The 18,841-nt window shown below is 60.3% G+C and carries 18 protein-coding genes; 9 read left to right on the forward strand and 9 right to left on the reverse strand.

The window, feature by feature from the left end:
- Positions 1 to 114 precede the first annotated feature (114 nt).
- Positions 115 to 525: a hemerythrin domain-containing protein gene (locus MAFF_RS27095; RefSeq protein WP_052292103.1), complete on the forward strand. Its 411-nt coding sequence runs from the start codon at positions 115 to 117 to the stop codon at positions 523 to 525.
- A 2-nt stretch (positions 526 to 527) separates the two neighbouring features.
- On the opposite strand, the gene MAFF_RS27100 is transcribed toward MAFF_RS27095, so the two are convergent.
- Entirely contained in the window at positions 528 to 1,256 is a 729-nt protein-coding gene (locus tag MAFF_RS27100) for a Crp/Fnr family transcriptional regulator (RefSeq protein ID WP_010914200.1), read from the reverse strand.
- Between the two features lie 156 nt (positions 1,257 to 1,412).
- Here MAFF_RS27100 and hemN point away from each other — a divergent pair, with 156 nt between their 5' ends.
- The gene (hemN, locus tag MAFF_RS27105; protein ID WP_010914201.1) at positions 1,413 to 2,762 is read left to right on the forward strand and encodes an oxygen-independent coproporphyrinogen III oxidase; all 1,350 of its coding nucleotides are present in this window, start codon (positions 1,413 to 1,415) and stop codon (positions 2,760 to 2,762) included.
- 12 nt (positions 2,763 to 2,774) lie between these two features.
- Here the strand turns inward: hemN and MAFF_RS27110 are convergent, their stop codons facing one another.
- The 4 genes from MAFF_RS27110 to MAFF_RS27125 form a co-directional block, all read right to left on the reverse strand.
- Entirely contained in the window at positions 2,775 to 3,194 is a 420-nt protein-coding gene (locus MAFF_RS27110) for a potassium channel family protein (RefSeq protein ID WP_244420624.1), read from the reverse strand.
- Positions 3,195 to 3,373: 179 nt separating this feature from the next.
- Positions 3,374 to 3,712, reverse strand: a complete 339-nt coding sequence (locus MAFF_RS27115) for a DUF779 domain-containing protein (protein WP_010914203.1) — start codon at positions 3,710 to 3,712, stop codon at positions 3,374 to 3,376.
- A 67-nt stretch (positions 3,713 to 3,779) separates the two neighbouring features.
- The gene (gene adh / locus MAFF_RS27120) at positions 3,780 to 5,297 is read right to left on the reverse strand and encodes an aldehyde dehydrogenase (protein WP_010914204.1); all 1,518 of its coding nucleotides are present in this window, start codon (positions 5,295 to 5,297) and stop codon (positions 3,780 to 3,782) included.
- Between the two features lie 144 nt (positions 5,298 to 5,441).
- The gene (locus MAFF_RS27125) at positions 5,442 to 6,404 is read right to left on the reverse strand and encodes a GAF domain-containing protein (protein ID WP_010914205.1); all 963 of its coding nucleotides are present in this window, start codon (positions 6,402 to 6,404) and stop codon (positions 5,442 to 5,444) included.
- 245 nt (positions 6,405 to 6,649) lie between these two features.
- On the opposite strand from MAFF_RS27125, the gene MAFF_RS27130 reads away from it, so the two are divergent.
- Positions 6,650 to 7,348 (forward strand): DeoR/GlpR family DNA-binding transcription regulator, encoded by a 699-nt coding sequence (locus tag MAFF_RS27130; protein ID WP_197535290.1) that lies wholly within the window; start codon positions 6,650 to 6,652, stop codon positions 7,346 to 7,348.
- A 306-nt stretch (positions 7,349 to 7,654) separates the two neighbouring features.
- Here the strand turns inward: MAFF_RS27130 and MAFF_RS27135 are convergent, their stop codons facing one another.
- The 3 genes from MAFF_RS27135 to MAFF_RS27145 all read right to left on the reverse strand — a co-directional run bounded on the left by MAFF_RS27135 (position 7,655) and on the right by MAFF_RS27145 (position 10,337).
- Complete coding sequence (locus tag MAFF_RS27135) at positions 7,655 to 8,374, reverse strand: inositol monophosphatase family protein (RefSeq protein WP_010914207.1); 720 nt, start codon at positions 8,372 to 8,374, stop codon at positions 7,655 to 7,657.
- Positions 8,375 to 8,419: 45 nt separating this feature from the next.
- Positions 8,420 to 8,962 (reverse strand): sugar phosphate isomerase/epimerase family protein, encoded by a 543-nt coding sequence (locus MAFF_RS40905; RefSeq protein WP_010914208.1) that lies wholly within the window; start codon positions 8,960 to 8,962, stop codon positions 8,420 to 8,422.
- Positions 8,963 to 9,341: 379 nt separating this feature from the next.
- Positions 9,342 to 10,337, reverse strand: a complete 996-nt coding sequence (locus MAFF_RS27145; protein ID WP_244420625.1) for a Gfo/Idh/MocA family protein — start codon at positions 10,335 to 10,337, stop codon at positions 9,342 to 9,344.
- Positions 10,338 to 10,476: 139 nt separating this feature from the next.
- On the opposite strand from MAFF_RS27145, the gene MAFF_RS27150 reads away from it, so the two are divergent.
- On the forward strand, positions 10,477 to 11,298 hold the full coding sequence (locus tag MAFF_RS27150) for a helix-turn-helix domain-containing protein (RefSeq protein WP_044551399.1): 822 nt from the start codon (positions 10,477 to 10,479) through the stop codon (positions 11,296 to 11,298).
- Between the two features lie 43 nt (positions 11,299 to 11,341).
- On the opposite strand, the gene MAFF_RS27155 is transcribed toward MAFF_RS27150, so the two are convergent.
- Complete coding sequence (locus MAFF_RS27155; RefSeq protein WP_244420626.1) at positions 11,342 to 12,034, reverse strand: hypothetical protein; 693 nt, start codon at positions 12,032 to 12,034, stop codon at positions 11,342 to 11,344.
- 417 nt (positions 12,035 to 12,451) lie between these two features.
- On the opposite strand from MAFF_RS27155, the gene MAFF_RS27160 reads away from it, so the two are divergent.
- From MAFF_RS27160 to MAFF_RS27180, 5 genes are all read left to right on the forward strand, one after another.
- The gene (locus MAFF_RS27160; protein WP_010914212.1) at positions 12,452 to 14,254 is read left to right on the forward strand and encodes a thiamine pyrophosphate-binding protein; all 1,803 of its coding nucleotides are present in this window, start codon (positions 12,452 to 12,454) and stop codon (positions 14,252 to 14,254) included.
- A 97-nt stretch (positions 14,255 to 14,351) separates the two neighbouring features.
- Positions 14,352 to 15,662, forward strand: coding sequence for a histidinol dehydrogenase (hisD, locus tag MAFF_RS27165; protein WP_010914213.1), 1,311 nt, complete (start codon positions 14,352 to 14,354; stop codon positions 15,660 to 15,662).
- A 66-nt stretch (positions 15,663 to 15,728) separates the two neighbouring features.
- Positions 15,729 to 16,982, forward strand: a complete 1,254-nt coding sequence (locus MAFF_RS27170) for an ABC transporter substrate-binding protein (protein WP_044551403.1) — start codon at positions 15,729 to 15,731, stop codon at positions 16,980 to 16,982.
- A gap of 93 nt (positions 16,983 to 17,075) precedes the next feature.
- On the forward strand, positions 17,076 to 17,972 hold the full coding sequence (locus MAFF_RS27175; RefSeq protein WP_010914215.1) for a carbohydrate ABC transporter permease: 897 nt from the start codon (positions 17,076 to 17,078) through the stop codon (positions 17,970 to 17,972).
- Entirely contained in the window at positions 17,962 to 18,840 is an 879-nt protein-coding gene (locus tag MAFF_RS27180; protein ID WP_010914216.1) for a carbohydrate ABC transporter permease, read from the forward strand. The genes MAFF_RS27175 and MAFF_RS27180 overlap by 11 nt, the downstream gene beginning before the upstream one ends.
- Position 18,841 lies beyond the last annotated feature (1 nt).

Consider the following 18,841-nt stretch of genomic DNA (forward strand, 5'->3'; position numbering starts at 1 on the left):
GCAAAAGACCGGAGGCTGACATTGAACTCGGAGAAGGGGCAAGGATCGTCGCTGTTAAAAAACCCCCGTGACATCTCCACGCTAGCCGGGCGGGAGGCCGTCCCGACCGCGGTGATGCTGCGTGCGCATGACGAGAAACTCCGCCTTTGCGATGCTCTGGAAAGAATCGCCGACGCACTGCCAGGTGTTGATCGGATGATATGCCTCAGCACAGCCAACTCGATCGTGCCGCTTCTGCGCAGCATCCATCAGTACGAAGAGGCGATCATTTTTCCGGCTTACGAGGAGGCGGTGGTCGGCAGCGAGGCGAACCTTGCCTCGACCCGACGATTGCGGGCCGAGCATGTGGAAGACGAATGCTTTGCCGGTGAGGTGACTGAAATCCTGCTGGCCATTGGACATGGCGAGACAGTCGAGAATCCCGAAGCCATCGGGTTCATGTTGCGCGGCCTGTTCGAGAACTTGCGCCGCCACATCGCGTTTGAACGCGAGCACGTGCTGCCGATGATCGGGATCGCTGGCTGAGGTCAGGCGCCGGAGCGACTGGCCAAGCGGGTAAGGCTGGTCACCGTTACATGTCGATTGTTCTCGATCCGGATCAGCCCGTCTGTCCGCAGCCGGGTCAGCTGGCGGCTCACCGTCTCGATCGTCAGTCCGAGGAAATCGGCGATGTCGGCGCGTGTGAGCGGTAGCTCGAAGCTCGTCACGTTGGTGGCCGGATCGAGCGTGGGATCGATGTTTCTGGCAATCATCAGCAGGAAGCTCGCCACTTTTTCCGCGGCCGTCTTGCGTCCCAGCGTCACCATCCAGTCGCGTGCTTCGTCAAGTTCGTTCAATGTCTGCTTGAGCAGGCGATGCTCGAGCTCCGGCGATTCCCTCATCATTCGCTCGATGGACGCTCTTGGAAACGAGCACAGGGAGACGGCCGTTGCCGCTTCGGCGTTGATAGCGCTTTCCACCTTGAATGGCCGCCCCAGAAAGTCAGGAGCAAACTGAAGCCCGACAATCTGTTGGCGCCCGTCCGAAAGGCTTTTCGTCAGCTTCACCACGCCGGAAAGCACGTTGGAATAGCTGTCGACGGTCTCGGCGTCGCCAATCAGTTCTACGCCCGGCTCAATGGTGTGCTTTGACGAAATCCTGGCGAGCCCGACCAATTGATCGGGGTCGAGCGCACCGCAGACGCCGCGATGCCGCGCCTCGCATGATTGGCAAAGCACGGGAATGCCGGCGCTATGAACATCTTGACGCACTGTCATCACGATCGTCCGAGGGCCCTGAGTATGGGCAAGATAAGTGTCGGCCATTGAAAAAGCCTTGTGACAGTTTGTCCGGTGCAAAGGCTTTGACCGAAATCAAGGCATTGGCGTGCGATTGCGGCCATTGCCTGACCTTGCAAACACAAGGAAAGCGACATGCAACCGGAAGCGGCCGCCAGGCTTGGCGAAAATGTACCGCGCTACACGAGCTATCCGACGGCGCCCCATTTCCACCCGGGGGTTGATGCGGCTGTCTGTCGGACTTGGCTGGAAGCGCTCAAAGGCGATGACGAGATATCGCTCTATCTGCATATTCCCTACTGCGACAAGCTGTGCTGGTTCTGTGCGTGCCACACCAAGCAGACCCGGCACTATCAGCCGGTAGCGACCTTTCTGCACTCCTTGCATAGGGAGATCGAGGCTGTTGGCAGCCTCGTGCGCGGCAAGGGTCGTGTGCGCGCCATCCATTTCGGCGGTGGCTCGCCGACGATGCTGAAGCCCGAGGACATCCTGTCGCTTGGAGAAGCGCTGCGGGATCGTTTCGATGTGCTCGACGATGCCAGCCTCAGTGTCGAAATCGATCCCAGCGACATGGATGAGGCCCGGCTCGACGCCCTCTCCGCGATAGGCATGACGAGGGCGAGCCTCGGCGTTCAGGATTTCGATCCCAAGGTGCAGAAAGCCATCAATCGCGAGCAAAGCTTCCTGCTGACCAAGAGCGTGGTGGATGCCGTGCGGGCGCGTGGCGTGAATTCGGTGAACCTCGACCTGCTCTACGGACTGCCGCACCAGACCCTTGAGAGCGTTGCCCGGACCGTCGCCCAGGCGTTGACGTTGCGGCCCGACAGGCTGGCGCTGTTCGGCTATGCGCATGTGCCCTGGTTCAAGAAACATCAGACCATGATCGACGAAGCATGGCTCCCCGATTCCGCCGGACGGCTGGCGCAATCGCAGATCGCCGCGCGGCTGATCGTGGACGCCGGATACGAGGCCTTGGGACTGGACCATTTCGCCAAGCCGGACGATACGCTCGCGATCTCGGCTCGCACCGGCAAGATCCGCCGCAATTTCCAGGGCTATACAGAGGACAATTGCGAGACGCTGATCGGTCTCGGGCCCTCCGCGATCAGCCGATACCGCCAGGGCTATGCCCAGAACATCGTCGCGACCGGTGCATACGAGAAGGTCGTGGATTCCGGACAGCTGGCAGTGGCCCGCGGCGTCGAGCTCAGCGTCGACGATCTGGCGAGAGGCTGGATCATCGAGCGTCTGATGTGCCATTTCGCCTTCTCGGCGATCGAACTGGTCGAACGCTTCGGCGACGTCGGCCAGAGACTCCTGGCCATGGCAAGTCGACTTGCCGTCGGCGGCGGCGGCCTTTTGCTTCGGCTCGATGGTGAAAACTTCGTCGTACCGAAGGACAGCCGCCCGCTTGTCAGGACGGTGGCAGCGAAATTCGACAAGTACCTCGAAGCCGGCACGGCCAGGCATTCGGTGGCGGTCTGAGCATCGGTCTGGTCAGAAGTGCTCGCCGACTCTGAAGGGGCCGATGCGCGTTCCCGCCGCGATCAGATAAGCGGTCGACCAGCCGATGAGGAGAAATCCGTTGACGCCCTCCAGCGCCGCCAGGACGCGCCAGCCATGGGCGGGAACCACGTCCCCATATCCGACCGTTGAAAAGGTGATGGTGGAAAAATAGAGCGCGGTCTCGAAGTCAGGCAAGACGCCGAGTTCAAGATACACGCCGGCCCACAGCCACACCTCGGCCGTGATGACGGCAAAGAGCCCCATGACGACGCTGATCATCGCAATCACTCGGCTGCGCCGGCCGTGCATGCGGAAGCGCGCCACGAGGTGCGCCATGGCGTGGGTGATCGCGATGAGGCCGAAGGTGTGGATGAGGACCGTCAGGCTGATGACGATCGTGCCGGCGAACAAATTTATGACCATATGCTGATCGTAGCGGCGCCGCGGTGCCTTTCATCGTGCAAGATCAAACCGATGGAGGATGAGAACCGAAGCACGCGCTTCTTGCCGCCTGTCGGTTGTCCACGTGTCTGTTTTTCTGGTGCATTCCTTTCACCGAGGTAAAGGCGAAGCAGCCCGATGCGCCGACATCACATCTGAACGGCGCAGATCGTCGACCGCGTCAGGAATCGCTTCTCCCGACCATTGTCGAGCGAGAACATGCCGCCGCGACCAGGCACCACGTCGATGATCAGATCGGTGTGCTTCCAGGCCTCGAATTGCGAAGCGCCGATGTAGAAGGGCGCGTCTTCGATGTGGCCGAGCAGTACATCGTGGTCGCCGACGATGAAGCCGGCGCGCGGATAGCACATGGGCGAAGAGCCGTCGCAGCAGCCGCCGGATTGGTGGAACAGCACCGGCCCATGTTCGGCAACGATCTCCGCGATCAGTTCGAGGGCGGCCGGCGTCGCCGTGACCTTTGCGTGCATGGTCTTTCCGATCTCCAGTCTTGGGCGCGGCCCCTCGTGGAGCCGCGCCCGTCCGACAAAGAGCCGATCAGAAGAAGCCGAGCTTCTTCGGGCTATAGCTGACAAGCATGTTCTTGGTCTGCTGATAGTGGTCGAGCATCATCTTGTGAGTCTCGCGGCCGATGCCGGACTGCTTGTAGCCGCCGAAGGCCGCATGCGCCGGATAGGCGTGGTAACAGTTGGTCCAGACGCGGCCGGCCTGGATTGCGCGGCCGAAGCGATAGGCGCGGTTGCCGTCACGTGTCCAGACGCCGGCGCCAAGGCCGTAGAGCGTGTCGTTGGCAATGCTGAGCGCTTCGTCGTCGTCCTTGAAGGTCGTGACCGAAACCACCGGTCCGAAAATCTCTTCCTGGAAGATGCGCATCTTGTTGTGGCCCCTGAACACGGTCGGCTTGACGTAATAGCCGCCCGCCAGGTCGCCGGGCAGAACATTGCGGGCGCCGCCGGTCAGCACCTCGGCGCCTTCCTGGCGGCCGATGTCGATGTAGGACAGGATCTTTTCCAGCTGCTCCGACGAGGCCTGGGCGCCGATCATCGTCGCCGGGTCGAGCGGATCGCCCTGGACGATGGCTTCGACGCGCTTGAGGGCACGTTCCATGAACCTGTCGTAGATCGATTCATGGATGAGCGCACGGCTCGGGCATGTGCAGACCTCCCCCTGGTTCAGCGCGAACATGACGAAGCCTTCGATGGCCTTGTCGAAGAAATCGTCGTCCTCGGCGACGACGTCCTTGAAGAAGATGTTGGGCGACTTGCCGCCCAATTCCAGTGTGACGGGGATGAGGTTCTGGCTGGCATATTGCATGATCAGCCGGCCCGTCGTGGTCTCGCCGGTAAAGGCGATCTTGGCGATGCGCGGCGACGACGCGAGTGGCTTGCCGGCCTCGAGGCCGAAGCCGTTGACGATGTTGAGCACGCCTGGCGGCAGCAGATCGCCGATAAGATCGGCCCAGAGCAGGATGGCGGCCGGGGTCTGCTCGGCGGGCTTCAGCACCACGCAGTTGCCGGCCGCAAGCGCGGGCGCGAGCTTCCAGCATGCCATCAGCAGCGGGAAGTTCCAGGGAATGATCTGGCCAACCACGCCGAGCGGCTCATGGAAGTGATAGGCGACGGTATCGTCGTCGATTTGCGAGAGGCTCCCCTCCTGGCCGCGCACGGCACTGGCGAAATAGCGGAAATGGTCGATGGCCAGAGGCAGGTCGGCGACGGTCGTTTCGCGGATCGGCTTGCCGTTGTCCCATGTTTCAGCGCAGGCGAGGAGATCGAGGTTCTCCTCCATGCGGTCGGCGATGCGGTTGAGAATAAGCGACCGCTCTGCCACGCTGGTGCGTCCCCAGGCGTCCTTGGCGGCATGGGCCGCGTCCAGAGCCGCCTCGATGTCGTCGGCATCCGAGCGCGCCACCTCGCACAGCAACTGACCGTTCACCGGCGAGTGGTTCTCGAAGTAGCGGCCGGAGCGGGGTTCGGTCCATTTGCCGCCGATGAAATTGCCGTAACGCTTGTCGAAGGGCGCCTTGACCGGGCGTGAGAATTCAACCTTGTTCATGTGTCTTCCTCCCAAAGTTGACGTCGCGGGATGCGACGCTTGGGAAGAGACTTGCGATTTATGCTGCCAATGTCATCGCCCCGGAAACAGCTGGCGGGCCAGATGTGTCGCACAATTGCGACAGTCGTGTGAGGTTCCGAATGGTCAGTGCGACTTGTGAGCGTCCAGGCGGTTGAGCTTGCGGTGCAGCGTCGCGCGGCTGATGCCAAGCGCCTGAGCCGCCGCCGAGACATTTCCGTCCGCCCGGGCCAGCGCCCGTTGTAAAACACCGCGCTCAGCCTCGGCGAGGATTTCGGGGCCAGTCCAGCCAAGCAGATCGGCCGCTGGCATCGGCTTGTCGAGACACTGCTGGGTGATTCCAAGCGCGATGCGAGCCTGTCGAGTCGCGCCGACCACCAGGTCGTCGCTATCTACGGCGATCAGTGCACCGGAGCCTTTGTCGGCCACCGGGGCCAGCAGAATGCGCGCCTTGGGGAATGCCATTTTGAAGTTCTCTGCCTCGATCCGACGCGCCGCGTCGACAACGGCCAAAGAAATAAGGTTGGCAAAAGCTTCGGTCAGGTCAGCGCGGCAGGAAGAAACGTCAAGCGCGGCCACAAGATCTCCCTGGTGATCGTAGATAGGAGCCGTGGTGCAGCTGAGGCCCGTATTGCGCGTGTGGAAATGCTGGTCGCGGTGGATCGTCAGCGCGCGCTGTTCGACCAGACAGGTGCCGATACCGTTGGTGCCCTCGCTTTGTTCGTTCCACACGGAGCCAGTCCACAAGCCCCAGGAATGAAAAGTCTCGTCATCCACAGGCGCGCCGCGCCGTTCGACCGGCACGCCGTCACGATCGGCGAGGAGGACACAGCACCCAACGCCGCCCACCGCAAGATAGAGCCGGTCCAGACTCGATTGGGCGGCCCGGACGAGTGGTTCGATGCGTTGTCGGGCCCGCCCCAGTTCCGTCTCCGTGAGGTAGCGTGGTGGACTGCGGTCGGCTGGATCGAGCCGATGCAAATTGCAAGACCGTCGCCAAGATGCGACCAGCGCGGACTTCGCCGCCGCATCTGATGCGATCGCGGCCTGAATGCGGTCAGCGTGATGACCGAATAGGTCCCCGCCCATGCTATCCTCCCAATCCCGACTCTTCTCCCGCACCAAGTCAGCTGCACGACAAGCCTACGCTGCCATCGCGCCTGCTTTTCCGCTCTCAATCATCACACTGTCAATTCGTCGGAAGAACTAGAAGGGAGCGTCTTCTGTCCTCATCCGGCGGCGATTGGGCTAGCCGGCAGACGTCCGGTGCCGGAACGTCCTCTCAACCATACCTGTCACTTGTGGTCCCTTAAAATATGCTGGCGGGCCATACATTGATCGAAAGCAAAAACGACCACCAAAGCCGCCGCAATTGCGAATTCCGGCGGGCGATTGCAGCGGCGGGGCGCTGTCGCCGCGTCTATGGCGGAGCACTCCCACTTCTTGCAAGCAGTGTTCCAATGTCAGTCCGAATGGACACCCGGCATCGACAAAAACAGGCGCTTGCGCAAACCGCCGCGACAATGATCGAGCCTGGAGAATTCATATTTCTGGACAGCGGTAGCACCAATCTGGCGCTGATCGATTTCTTGCCGAAAGGCTACGATCTGACCTTGGCCACCAATTCCATAGATATTGCCGGCGCAGCGCTGCGAGGACAGGACCTGAAACTCATTATGCTCGGCGGGACAGTCGATCTTGCTGTCGGCGGTTGCGTCGATGCCACGGCTATAGGTAGTCTTGCGCAGATGAACATCGACAGATCCTTTATCGGCGTCTGTTCGGTTTCTCCAACATTCGGCCTTAGTGCATTCGACATTGCTGACGCTACCTTCAAGCGGGCTCTGGTGGCGGCCAGCGGATATACTATCGCCCTGGCTACGACGGATAAGCTAGAGGTGAGAGCGCCGCACCGCGTATCCGAGATAAATGAGATCGACTGTCTAGTCCTCGAGCACGATGCGCCAATAAGCCATCTCGACGATCTAGTGCGAGCCGGAGCCAGCATTGTAAAAGCCCTTCAGCCTTTCTGACGCCAACTGCACGGCCTATATTCCATCTGACACCGTCTCGATCCGCTCTTCGGTGAAGCCTGTTGCGCAGCAACGTCAGTTCAAGCTCGTGCCCAGCACTTGGGCAAACCGTCTGATCCGAAGCGCGTTCTGTGATGGGGCCGATTTTCGTTTCAGTGAACCAGACGCTCATGCCCGAGGGTTTTCGGTGACCGGCACCCGTCCCGTGATCGTCGGGGCCTGGCCATGCGCGCCGACGGGACTGAACATCTGGGCGTTGTGGATGGCCCGAGCTTGCCGAAAATTCCCTCTGCCAACTCAATGCGCTCATTTATTGTGGCTGCTGAGACAATAGCAGTGGCGATTGTCAGGTCGCATTAGAGAGAGCCAAGTTCGCTCGCCGGCCGAACAAACTCGGCATTGGATGTCCGAGTCGTCACAGACGATCTGCCCGGCCGCCAGCATCGCGAAGGCATAGCACTCGCCGCCGTAGCGGGTCATCAGCGCGGCATCCTTAAGACGGGCGAAGTTGATGTCGGGGAAATCCGGAAACCTGTCGGGTGAATTGGTATGAAGGATCGCGGTGGCCAACGAGCCCGCAGCCTTCGTCTGCAGCCGGCTCGAGCCTGATGCGCCACCTGTCCACGCCTCGGTCCCGGTGGCCCAAAACCGTTCGCCGGTAAAGGGCTGGCTCATCATGCCCATGCAGGCCTTTCCATCGACCGTCAGGCCGATAAGGGTGCCCCAGACGGGAATGCCGCAGATGAATGGCCGGGTGCCGTCGATCGGGTCGATGATCCATTTGACGGGTCCCTGGCCGCTTTCGCCAAACTCCTCGCCAAGCACCGCATGGTCCGGGAATTCTCCCGAGATCAGCGCGCGGATGACCTGTTCCGCCTTCTTGTCGGCAATCGTCACCGGGTCGAAGCGATAACCCGGTTTCACCTTCTCCTCGACCTCGATCGGCTTGCGATAGTAGGCCAGGGCAACGTTCGCGGCTGCATCCGCAAGCCGATGGAAGAAGGAGATGTCTGGCAGATTGTGCATGGCGTTCCACTTGTCGGTTGGGGCAGGTAGCTGGGGATGAGGTCGTCAGGCGCCGACAAGGTCCCGCATCAGCGCGTTGAGGCTGCGGGCCACGTCATAGCTGTTTTCCTGATGCTGCCGCCGGCAGAACAGCTCGCAGCTCCACCAGCCGTCATAGCCGGTCGACTTTACCGCATCGACCCACTCCTTGAGGTTCAGCACGCCGTTTCCCGTTGGCACGTCCCTCAGCATGTTCTCGTCAGGGACGCCGCCGGCATAGGCGAGGGAATCGCAGATGTGGACACCGTAGATAATGTCTTTGTGCAGCCGGGCGATGTGCTTGGGCGTGTCACCGGACGTGTAGCAGTGCCAGAAGTCGATCACGAGCCGGATATTGTCGCGATTGGCGATCTCGATTGTCCGAAGCTGCCTGTCGATCGTGTTGAGCGGCGTCCAGGACAGGGCCTCCAGGTAGATCAGCAGCCCATACTGTGCCGCAAGGTCGGCGACCGCTGCCAGATTTGAAGCGGTGAGATCGATCTGCGTCTCGAGCGGCAGACCGACGACACCGCGGCAAAGGGCCGGGGGTCGCGGCGGCGGAAGCGTCATTCAGAGCTTTCAGGCTGAGCGGGCCAGTAATGACCTGCACGCCCTTTATGCCGGCGCTGGCGGCAAGCTGAAACAGGCAGTCGGCTTCGCGCATCAGCGCGGCCCTGCCCTCACCCTGGCGCTCGATGTCGACAAGGAAGCCCGTCCCCGGCACGTACACGCCGTCAAAGGCCTTGTTCAGATCCTTGGCCGTGAAGCCGGCATCCAGGAAAGCGCGCATCTTGGCGGCCGAGACTTCCAGCCCATCGAACCCGATCTTGCGAACGATGTCGAGATCGATGGCGAGCGTGGAATGCCGGGCGGCAAGCGAGTGGAACAGGATGGGATTGCTTTTCATCATGACTCCCTGCCGAGGGCAGCATCGTTGGATTGGATGGCGCTAGCCTTGAATGGGAACCGTACGGCGCTTTTTCGCGGACATGGCGACGGCTTCGACAGTTCGCAGGGCAATAACACTGTCAGTGCCCTGCGATAACCAGGACGGCGTTTGGCCGCGCGTATTGGCAAATTCTCTAACGGTTGCTAGGTGGACATCGTGGTCGCGAACGGGGACAGCTTCGTTCCTGCCATCTGCTCGTCGCATCAGCGTCCCCGACGTGCGGCCATTCAGCGTGCCTTGCGCAATCAGGGCACCTCTATCGCCCGCCACGAGCACCATGCTTTCGATGTCGGCGGTCCTGAAGCTTTCATGGGCCTGAAAAAGGCTTCCATCGCTGAGCCGGAGTATATAGGTCGCTTGGCTCGGCACCATTTTTTCCGATGTGATCAGAGCAGTGGCCTCTACCGGTTCCGCACCGGTCAGGAAACGCGCCAGGTCGATGTTCTCGACGGAGACGTCGAGGTAAATTCCGCTACCATCGTTGAAGTCCCGGGCGCTTCGGTTGGGCGGGGCCTGATAGGGTCCTCCACGTATCAACACGATCGATTGAACCGCGCCGATGTCGCCATCCCGTACCAACCGCCGCATCGTTTGATGGATAGTCGATGCCCGCAAGCGCTGATTGACCACCAGCGACGCCCGCGCTCCCCGGCATAGCTCTACCAATGCGCTGGCCGTCTTGCTGGTGCAGGAAATCGGCCCGTCGCACAGAATATGTTTGCCCGCACCGGCTGCCGCGGTGATGTAGTGCGGCCGGCGCTTGAGACTGGCGCTGATATAGGCGAACCCGACCGATGGATCCTGCAGAACAGGTCCAAGCTCGGTCGTCGAATGCGGAATGCCAAGATCCTCGGCGAAATGGTCGGCATCCCTCTTGCTTCTGCTCACCACCCACAGCGGCGAATGGCCGACCGATCGGATTGCCTCGACCACCAGCTCCGTAGCGATGGTTCCGGTCCCCATGAAGGACCAACCCACCTTGGCGCCTGCTGCCACTGAAACATCCCTCCCGGCTAAACCTTGCAAACTATGGAGCCCGCTTGCGTCGCGATCAATTTCGCATCCCATTGAAGTCCTTCTCACTTCGGCGTAGTCGTAGCGTCTAGTTGCTTCATATTTGCTGGAGAAGCCTGCGGTGACGTATATTGGCGAGAACACTGGCGCGTTGGCGGCCAATCTCAGAACCTTGTGTGACCAGCACGGCTCGGTTGCCGCAGTCTGTCGCAAGATCAACGTCAATCGCCAGCAGTTCAACAAATATCTTTCCGGGGTTCATGTTCCGTCGGCAGCCAACATCCGGATAATCGCCAACTATTTCGGGTTGAGCGTGCCCATCCTTTTCTCGGACCCAGAAGAATTCCGGACGCTCGTGGATGGAAATTTCTTTCATGCCATGACAACGGCTCGGCAATTGCCCGAGTTTTCGCGGTTTATTTCCAGTATGATCGTCGAGAACAATTCGCAGGACAACGAAATAGCCGGTATCTATGACCGCTATCAGTTCTCATCGATCTACAAGGGATTTGTCCTCAAATCCGCATTCTGCATTTACAGGAACCGGGAGTTTTTGCAGCACTATTACGTCGAGCGATTCCCAAGTTTCGATACGCCTCGAAAGACCGAGTACATCTTTAAATATTACGGCTTCTGCTTTCCACTTGCCGATCGACTGTTCACTGCCGATTTCGAGGGCATTCAGTGCAACGAACTCACGTTTGGCGTCTATGCTCAGGTGAAGCGCAATGCCAAGCGGTTCATGTTCGGCATTTCCAGCGGTATCGCCGCCAACGTTTTTCGCCAGCCGTACTCGACCAAAGTGGCGCTGCATTACCGTGGGCCAGGCCTACTGCGCCGGGAGCATCTCAAGGCTCTGACGGTCATGGATCGCAACGACCCGGCAATCCCCCGCGAGGCGCTGCAATATCTGGGGGACGGGCTGGATATGATCCAGATGTGAGGCGTGTAGCCTTCGGCGGACGCAAAAAGGTCCGAAATGACGCTCAGGGATGCAGTTCGATCGCCAGCCAGACCGAATCCGTATCGGCATAGTAGCGATGCCAGGGATAGGTCCATTGGTTTTCGCCCGTCACCCGGCAGAATGGATCGTGCGAATAGCCGATCGGCATTACCACGTCCTCATAGATCGTGGACGCCGCCCGTTCCCGGAACTTCTGCATGCGGCCGCTGCCGTGGATCTGGGTATGAGTTTCCAGGAACCGATGCTCATTGTGGATGAAGCAGTCCGTATCGCCCGGCGACCACCATAGATTGAGTTTCAGCCTGAAGGTCTGCGGTGCCTCCGCTGCGCGACGCTCATTGGTGAACACATAGGGATCGGTGGTTACCGTGCCGATCTCGTCCTGGGGTGAAATGAAAAGCGGCGTGTCGCGCGGGAAACTCTTGATGCGGTTGCCGAGCCAGTCCCAGCCGCGGAACATGCAGCCGCCGAGATTGACGGCATTCTTTACCCTGAGAATGGCTGCACGCTCCGCCGATTTGATGCGTCCGCCCTTCAGCTGGGTGGATTTCCAGGCAGGGACAACCGCGGGATGCTCATCGCCGGTAATCATGGGCCAGGGCCCGAGGTTGACGACGACGGCGTCCTCGACGTCATATTCGACGACGTTCTCGACGAGCATGGCGAAAATGAAGTCGTCGGCGAACGATAGGTCTCTGGCCTGGTTCTTCATCATCGTATCTGGTGCATGAATTGTCATGAGACCAACAAGCCACACGGGCATAGCCGGCGGAAGTGCGCGGATCGATGAATTAATTCGCAGGATGACGTCGGACATGCGTCATATTGCGTCGCTTCGACCGTCGAGCCCCGGTGCTCCTACTGTCGGCACGGCGTGTCACGATAGTCGATGTCGAATGCGGTTAGCCCGTTATCCTTCTGATCGTTTGGCGTAAGAGCTGATCGGCCGAACGGGTTTGATGCACTTATTCTCGAATGGTGCGTCATCTCGCGTCAAGGAAACGCATTCTGCGAACTTGTCACAAGCCCTCGATTGTCTGCCTACTTGCGCTATCACCGAGGGCCGGCTTTCAGGGACCCTCATCTTGAGCCCGCTTGAGGCAAAAGAGCAAAAATCAGAGGGTCGATAGAGATGAAGCTGACGGGCGGTCAAATCGTTGCAAGGGCACTCAAGGAGTATGGCGTCGAGTACGTGGCTGGCGTTCCCGGCCACGGCATCTGGTCGCTGTTTGACGCCTTCCTGGAAGAGGGGTCGACCCTTCCATTCATCCAGGTCATGCATGAGCAGAGCGCCGTGCATATGGCCGATGGCTTCTTCCGGGCCAGCGGTCGGCCGATGGCCTGCTCCACATCGATCGGTCCTGGCGCGACGAACACGATCATCGGACTTGCGACCTGCTACGCCGACTCCATTCCCGCCTTTTTTGTCTCCGGCGGCCCGGCGACCCACATGAAGGGTCACGGCGTGATGCAGGAGATCGAGCGGCAGAACGAGAACGCTTTCCCTCGCATCACCGAACAGGTCACCAAGCGCGCCTACAAGGCTGGCCGCGTCGACGAACTGCCCTTCATCATGCACCGCGCCTTCAACACCATGCTGAGCGGCCGTCCCGGACCCGTCCATGTCGAGGTCCCGATGGACATCCAGGTCGAGGCGGCCGATGTCGAGATTCATCCACTCGATCTTCGCATGGCGCGCGGCGTTTCCTACCCGGATCCGAAAGCGGTCGAGCGGGCCGTGAAGCTGCTGCTGTCGGCCGAACGGCCGGTCATCGTCGCAGGCGGCGGTGCGATTTCCGCCAATGCGTCGGGAGAGCTCACGAGGCTCGCCGAAAAGCTGGGTGCCGCGGTTTCCATTACCTGGAACGGCAAGGGCGCCATTTCCGAAGACCATGCGCTGTTCATCGGCGCTGTCGGCCAGACCGGCACGACCTGCGGCAACAGCATTACTGCATCGGCCGATGTCATCATGTCGGTCGGCTGCCGCTTCACCGACTGGTCGGCTTCCTCCTACGCCAAGGGCGTCAGCTTTTCGATTCCGCCGGGCAAGCTCATCCACATCGATCTCGACCACCACGAGATCGGCAAGAACTATCCGACGGAGGTTGGCATCGTGGCCGATGCCAAGGCAACGCTAGAAGCGATGCTGGCCATGATTTCGGAGGCCGAGTCGAAGAAAGCGGTCATGCGCCGCGACAGGTTTCTGGCCGATGTCCAGAAAGCGAAGGCAGACTGGGAAGCGCTGCTTGCGCCGCGCCGCGATAGCCGCGAGTCGCCCTTCACGTCGCAGCGGCCGCTTGGTGCGTTACGCACGGTCATGAGTCGCGACGGCATCGTCGTTGTCGGGTCGGGCAACACGCAAGGCGCGGTCAAGCAGACCTTTCCGATCTACCAGCCGCGGACCCACCTCACCTCCGGCTCATTCTCGCCGATGGGCTGGGCCGTTCCCGCCGCAATGGGCGCCAAGCTGGCAATGCCGGACCGTCAGGTCGTATCCATCACCGGCGACGGCGATTTCATGATGTCGCTGCCCGAACTCGGTACCGCCGTGATGAACAACATTCCTGTCGTGTTCCTGGTCCAGAACAACCAGGGCTACATGTCGATCCGTGGCGGTCAGCGCAAGTTCATGGGACGACACATCGCCTCCGAATTCAACCGCCACAAGGGTAATGGCGAACCCTACAGCGCCGACATTGCGGCGGTCGCGAGGAACTTCGGCGTCGAGAGCTGGAAGGTCACGGCCGACGAGGATCTGGAGAAATCGCTGAAGGCCGCTCTCGATTGTGGCGGCCCGGCGCTGGTCGAGGTCATAACCTCTCGCGATGCGGCCGGTCCGTTTGCCACCGGCTGGTGGGATTTTCCATCGCCCGCCTACTACGAGAAAGAGCAGGCGGCTTACACCGAGAAGCGCGTGCTCGAACAGCACATGTAGCCGTACCTGGGGCGAGCAGCCCTGGCTGCTCGCGCTTCATTCCATTGATTCAGACCGCAATGCGGGGCGTAGGCCCTGCAAACGAAGAGCCATTGCCATGATACGCACCATCAAGTCGGCTCGAGGCAGCGTTGTAAACGGCGGCAACGGTGCCATGACGAGCGCGGTCCAGACACTCCTCGACCAAGTCGAGCAGGGGGGCGACAGGGCAGTCCGCGAACTGTCGATCCGTTTCGACAAGTTCGACCGGGACTCCTATCGCCTGACCAAGGCCGAGATCGACGCTTGCATCAACTCGCTGACCGGGCGTGAACGCGAAGACCTTGATTTCGCGCAGGACCAGATCCGCAACTTCGCCGAGGCGCAGCGCGCAACACTGCTCGATCTTGAGATCGAGACGCTGCCGGGCGTCGTCCTTGGGCACCGCAACGTGCCGATCCAGAATGTCGGCTGCTACGTGCCGGGCGGAAAGTATCCACTGCTGGCCTCGGCGCATATGACGGTGCTCACGGCAAGGGTTGCCGGTTGCGAGCGCATCATCACGTGCGCACCGCCCTTCCAGGGCAAGGTCGCCGAAAAGATCGTGGCCGCCCAGGCCCTGGCCGGGGCCGACGAGATCTACTGTCTCGGCGGCGTCCAGGCGATCGCGGCCATGGCGTACGGGACCGAAACGATCGCCCCGGTCGACATGGTGGCGGGGCCAGGCAATGCCTATGTGGCCGAAGCCAAGCGCCTTCTGTTCGGTAAGGTCGGCATCGATCTCTTTGCCGGTCCAACCGAGACTCTGGTGATCGCCGACGACAGCGTCGATGGCGAGCTGGTTGCGACCGACCTGCTCGGCCAGGCCGAGCATGGCGTGAACTCGCCGGCGGTGCTGATCACCAACTCCGAAAAGCTGGCACTGGACACAGTCGCCGAAATCGGGCGCCTGCTGACGATCCTCCCAACGGCGGCCATCGCGGCAAAGGCCTGGGAGGATTTCGGCGAGATCATCCTGTGCGAGACGACCAAAGAGATGGTGGCCGAGGCCGATCGTCTCGCTTCCGAACATGTCCAGGTGATGACGCGCGACCCCGACCACTTCCTCAACTCCATGAGGAACTATGGCGCGCTGTTCCTGGGGGCTCGCACGAACGTTTCGTTCGGCGACAAGGTCATAGGCACCAACCACACGCTGCCGACCAACAAGGCCGCCCGCTATACCGGCGGGCTCTGGGTAGGCAAGTTCCTCAAGACCTGCACCTATCAGCGCATCCTGACGGACGAGGCCTCCGCGCTCATCGGAGAGTACGGCTCGCGTCTCTCCCTCATGGAGGGCTTCGTCGGCCACGCCGAGCAATCCAACATCCGGGTCCGCCGCTACGGGGGGCGAAACGTCGGCTATGCCATGCCGGTCGATCCACGCTGACTGCCACCGCCCGATAACAGCCGAATAGGCGACCGGGCATTTCAACATCAACCAAGGGGAATGACGATGACTGAACTCAAGAAAATTCTGTTGGCCACGACGCTCGGCCTGTCCTTTGCGGGTCAGGCAACCGCCCAAACCAAGATCGAGGGCCTGCATGTATGGACCTCGGCAAGCGAGGTCGGCGCGCTGAAGGTGCTCACCGACAAACTCAAGACCATGGGTTTCGAATGGCAGGACAGCGCGGTCGGCGGCGCCAATGGCGCCAACGCCCAGCAGGCGCTGCGCACCCGTGTTGCCGCCGGCAACCCGCCTGCTGTGATGCAGTTCCTTGGCTTTGAAGGACTGGGCTGGGCCAAGGAAGGCGCGTTGCGTTCATTGAATGATCTGTATGCCAAGAACGGCTGGAAGGCCGACCTGCCGCCGGTCATGCTGCAATTCCTGAGACAGGATGACAGCTTTTTCTCGACCCCGATCAACATGCATCGTCAGAACTGGGTTTGGGCGAACAAGGCTGTCTTTGACAAGGCAGGAGTCGCCGTTCCCACGAGCTGGGATGAACTGATTGCAAGTGGTGAAAAGCTGAAAGCGATTGGTGTTACCCCGATCGCGATGAGCGATGAAAGTTGGCAGATCGAAGAACTGTTCGAATCGATTTTGATCGATGTCAACGGCCCCGATTTCTACAAGAAAGCCGCAATCGATCTTGATGAATCGGCGCTGTCCAGCCCGGAGATGATCAAGACCTTCGAACTTCTGGGCAAGGTGCGTGGATTGCATGATGCCGGCTTCACCGGCCGTGACTGGGCGGCAGCGACGAACTTGGTTGCTAACGGCCAGGCTGGCATGCAGATCATGGGCGACTGGGCGAAGGGCGAATTCCTCGCCAAGGGCATGAAGCCGGGCGTCGACTTTCTGTGCTTCCCGACGCCGACCGCCACGCCGAACTACAAATTCGTGTTCGATACATTCGGCGGCTTCAAGATCGACAATGCCGATATTACAAAAGGGCAGGACGCGGTCGCGGAAGCGATCATGGACCCGGAGGTCCAGAAAAAGTTCAACCTGATCAAGGGTTCGATCCCGGCTCGTCTCGACGTGGCGATGGACGATTTTGACGACTGCGCCAAGCGCAGCTTTTCAGACCGCGTCGAAGCCATCAAGAATAACGCCATATACGGATCGCTCACTGACGGCTTTGCCGTCGAGCCGCGCTTCTCCGGCGTGTTCCAGGATGTGGTCGGCAAGTTTTTTGTCACAGACATGAGTGCGGAAGACGCGGTCAAATCCCTGGTCGACGGCATTAACAACGCACGCTGAGGCGCGCGTTCAGCTGCCGGGGCAATTCCTCCCAGTACTGTCCCGGCAGCGCATTTCCTCGCCGCTCCACTGACCAAACCACAGGGCAAGTCGATGAGCAGACCCATCCCATTGTCGGACCGTATTGCGAATTGGCTGCCGCGGCTGGTTCTGGCACCCAGTCTTTTAGTTGTGCTGGTTGCGGTCTACCTTTTCATCTGCTGGACCGGTTGGATTTCGCTCTCATCTTCCATGATCGTGCCGAAATACGATTTCGTCGGCTTGAATCAATATGTCCGCCTGTGGTCGACGCCGCGCTGGCATACGGCGGTGTTCAATCTGTTTGTCTTTTCAGCACTGTTCCTCGGCCTGACCACCGGCCTCGGACTGTTGATGGCGATCCTTCTTGATCAGAAGATACGTGTTGAAGGCACCTTGCGTGCGATTTTTCTCTACCCGATGGCGCTGTCCTTCATCGTCACAGGTACCGCCTGGAAATGGATCCTCAACCCCGCTCTGGGCGTGCAGAAGGTGGTCAATGATCTAGGCTGGACCAGCTTCGTGTTTGACTGGATCGCGCAGCCGACTTTCGCGATTTATTGCGTCGTGATCGCCGCGGTATGGCAGTCCACCGGCTTCGCCATGGCGATTTTCCTGGCCGGCCTGCGCGGCATCGACAATTCGGTCATCAAGGCCGCACAGATTGAAGGTGCAGGGTTGCCGCGGATATATCGAACCATCGTCGTTCCGATGCTGCGGCCTGCCTTCCTGAGCGTGATCGTTCTGCTCAGCTACATCGCGATCAAGAGCTTCGATCTCATTCTGGCGCTGACAAACACCGGGCCCGGTTCCTCGACCGAAATGCCGTCGACCTTCATGTACTCGGCCACCTTCAGGCGTGACCAGATGGGCGTTGGGGCGGCCAGCGCCATGATGATGCTGATGACAGTCGCGGCCATCATTGTTCCCTACCTCTATTCAGAGCTGAAGGAGCCCCGCGATGGCCACTAATGCAGCGTCTCTCCGTCGACAGCATGGAATCGGTCGTGCATTCATATACGGCAGCCTGTTTTTCATGGCTGCATTTTACCTGATGCCGCTCTGGGTGATGATCACCACTTCGGTGAAACATCTGGATGAGATCTATGCCGGCTCCTTTATTGGCCTGCCGACGCAAATCAGCTTCGACGCCTGGCGCAGCGCCTGGTCCGAAGCTTGCAACGGAACTGCCTGCAGGGGCCTCAAACCTTACTTCATCAACTCGCTGCTGGTGACAGTCCCGGCGGTGTTCCTGTCGACCGGCATTGGCGCGATCAACGGCTACGTGATCACCAAATGGCGGTTTCCCGGCTCAAACGTTATTTTCGGGCTGCTGTTGTTTGGCTGCTTCCTGCCGTTTCAGGCGGTGATCCTTCCAATGGCGCAAACTTTGGGCATCCTTGGTCTCGCCGGGACGCTTCCGGGACTGGTGCTTGTCCACACAGTCTACGGCATCGCGTTCACCACGCTCTTTTTCCGCAACTATTTTGTTGGCATTCCCGATGAACTTGTAAGGGCGGCGCAAATCGACGGTGCCGGGTTCATTCGCATCTTTGTGTCGATCATGCTGCCAACGGCGCTGCCGATCATCGTCGTGTCCTGCATCTGGCAGTTCACCCAGATCTGGAACGATTACCTGTTCGGGGCGTCTTTTACCGCCGGCGAAAATGCTCCCATCACCGTAGCCCTCAACAACATCGTCAACGTCTCGATGGGACGCAAACAATACAACGTCGACATGGCCGCCGCCATGATCGCCGCCCTGCCTACCCTCATCGTCTATGTCGTTGCGGGACGTTACTTCGTGCGCGGCCTAACGGCCGGCGCAGTAAAAGGTTGAT

Origin of the sequence: Mesorhizobium japonicum MAFF 303099 (assembly GCF_000009625.1) — a bacterium.
Lineage (GTDB): Bacteria > Pseudomonadota > Alphaproteobacteria > Rhizobiales > Rhizobiaceae > Mesorhizobium > Mesorhizobium japonicum.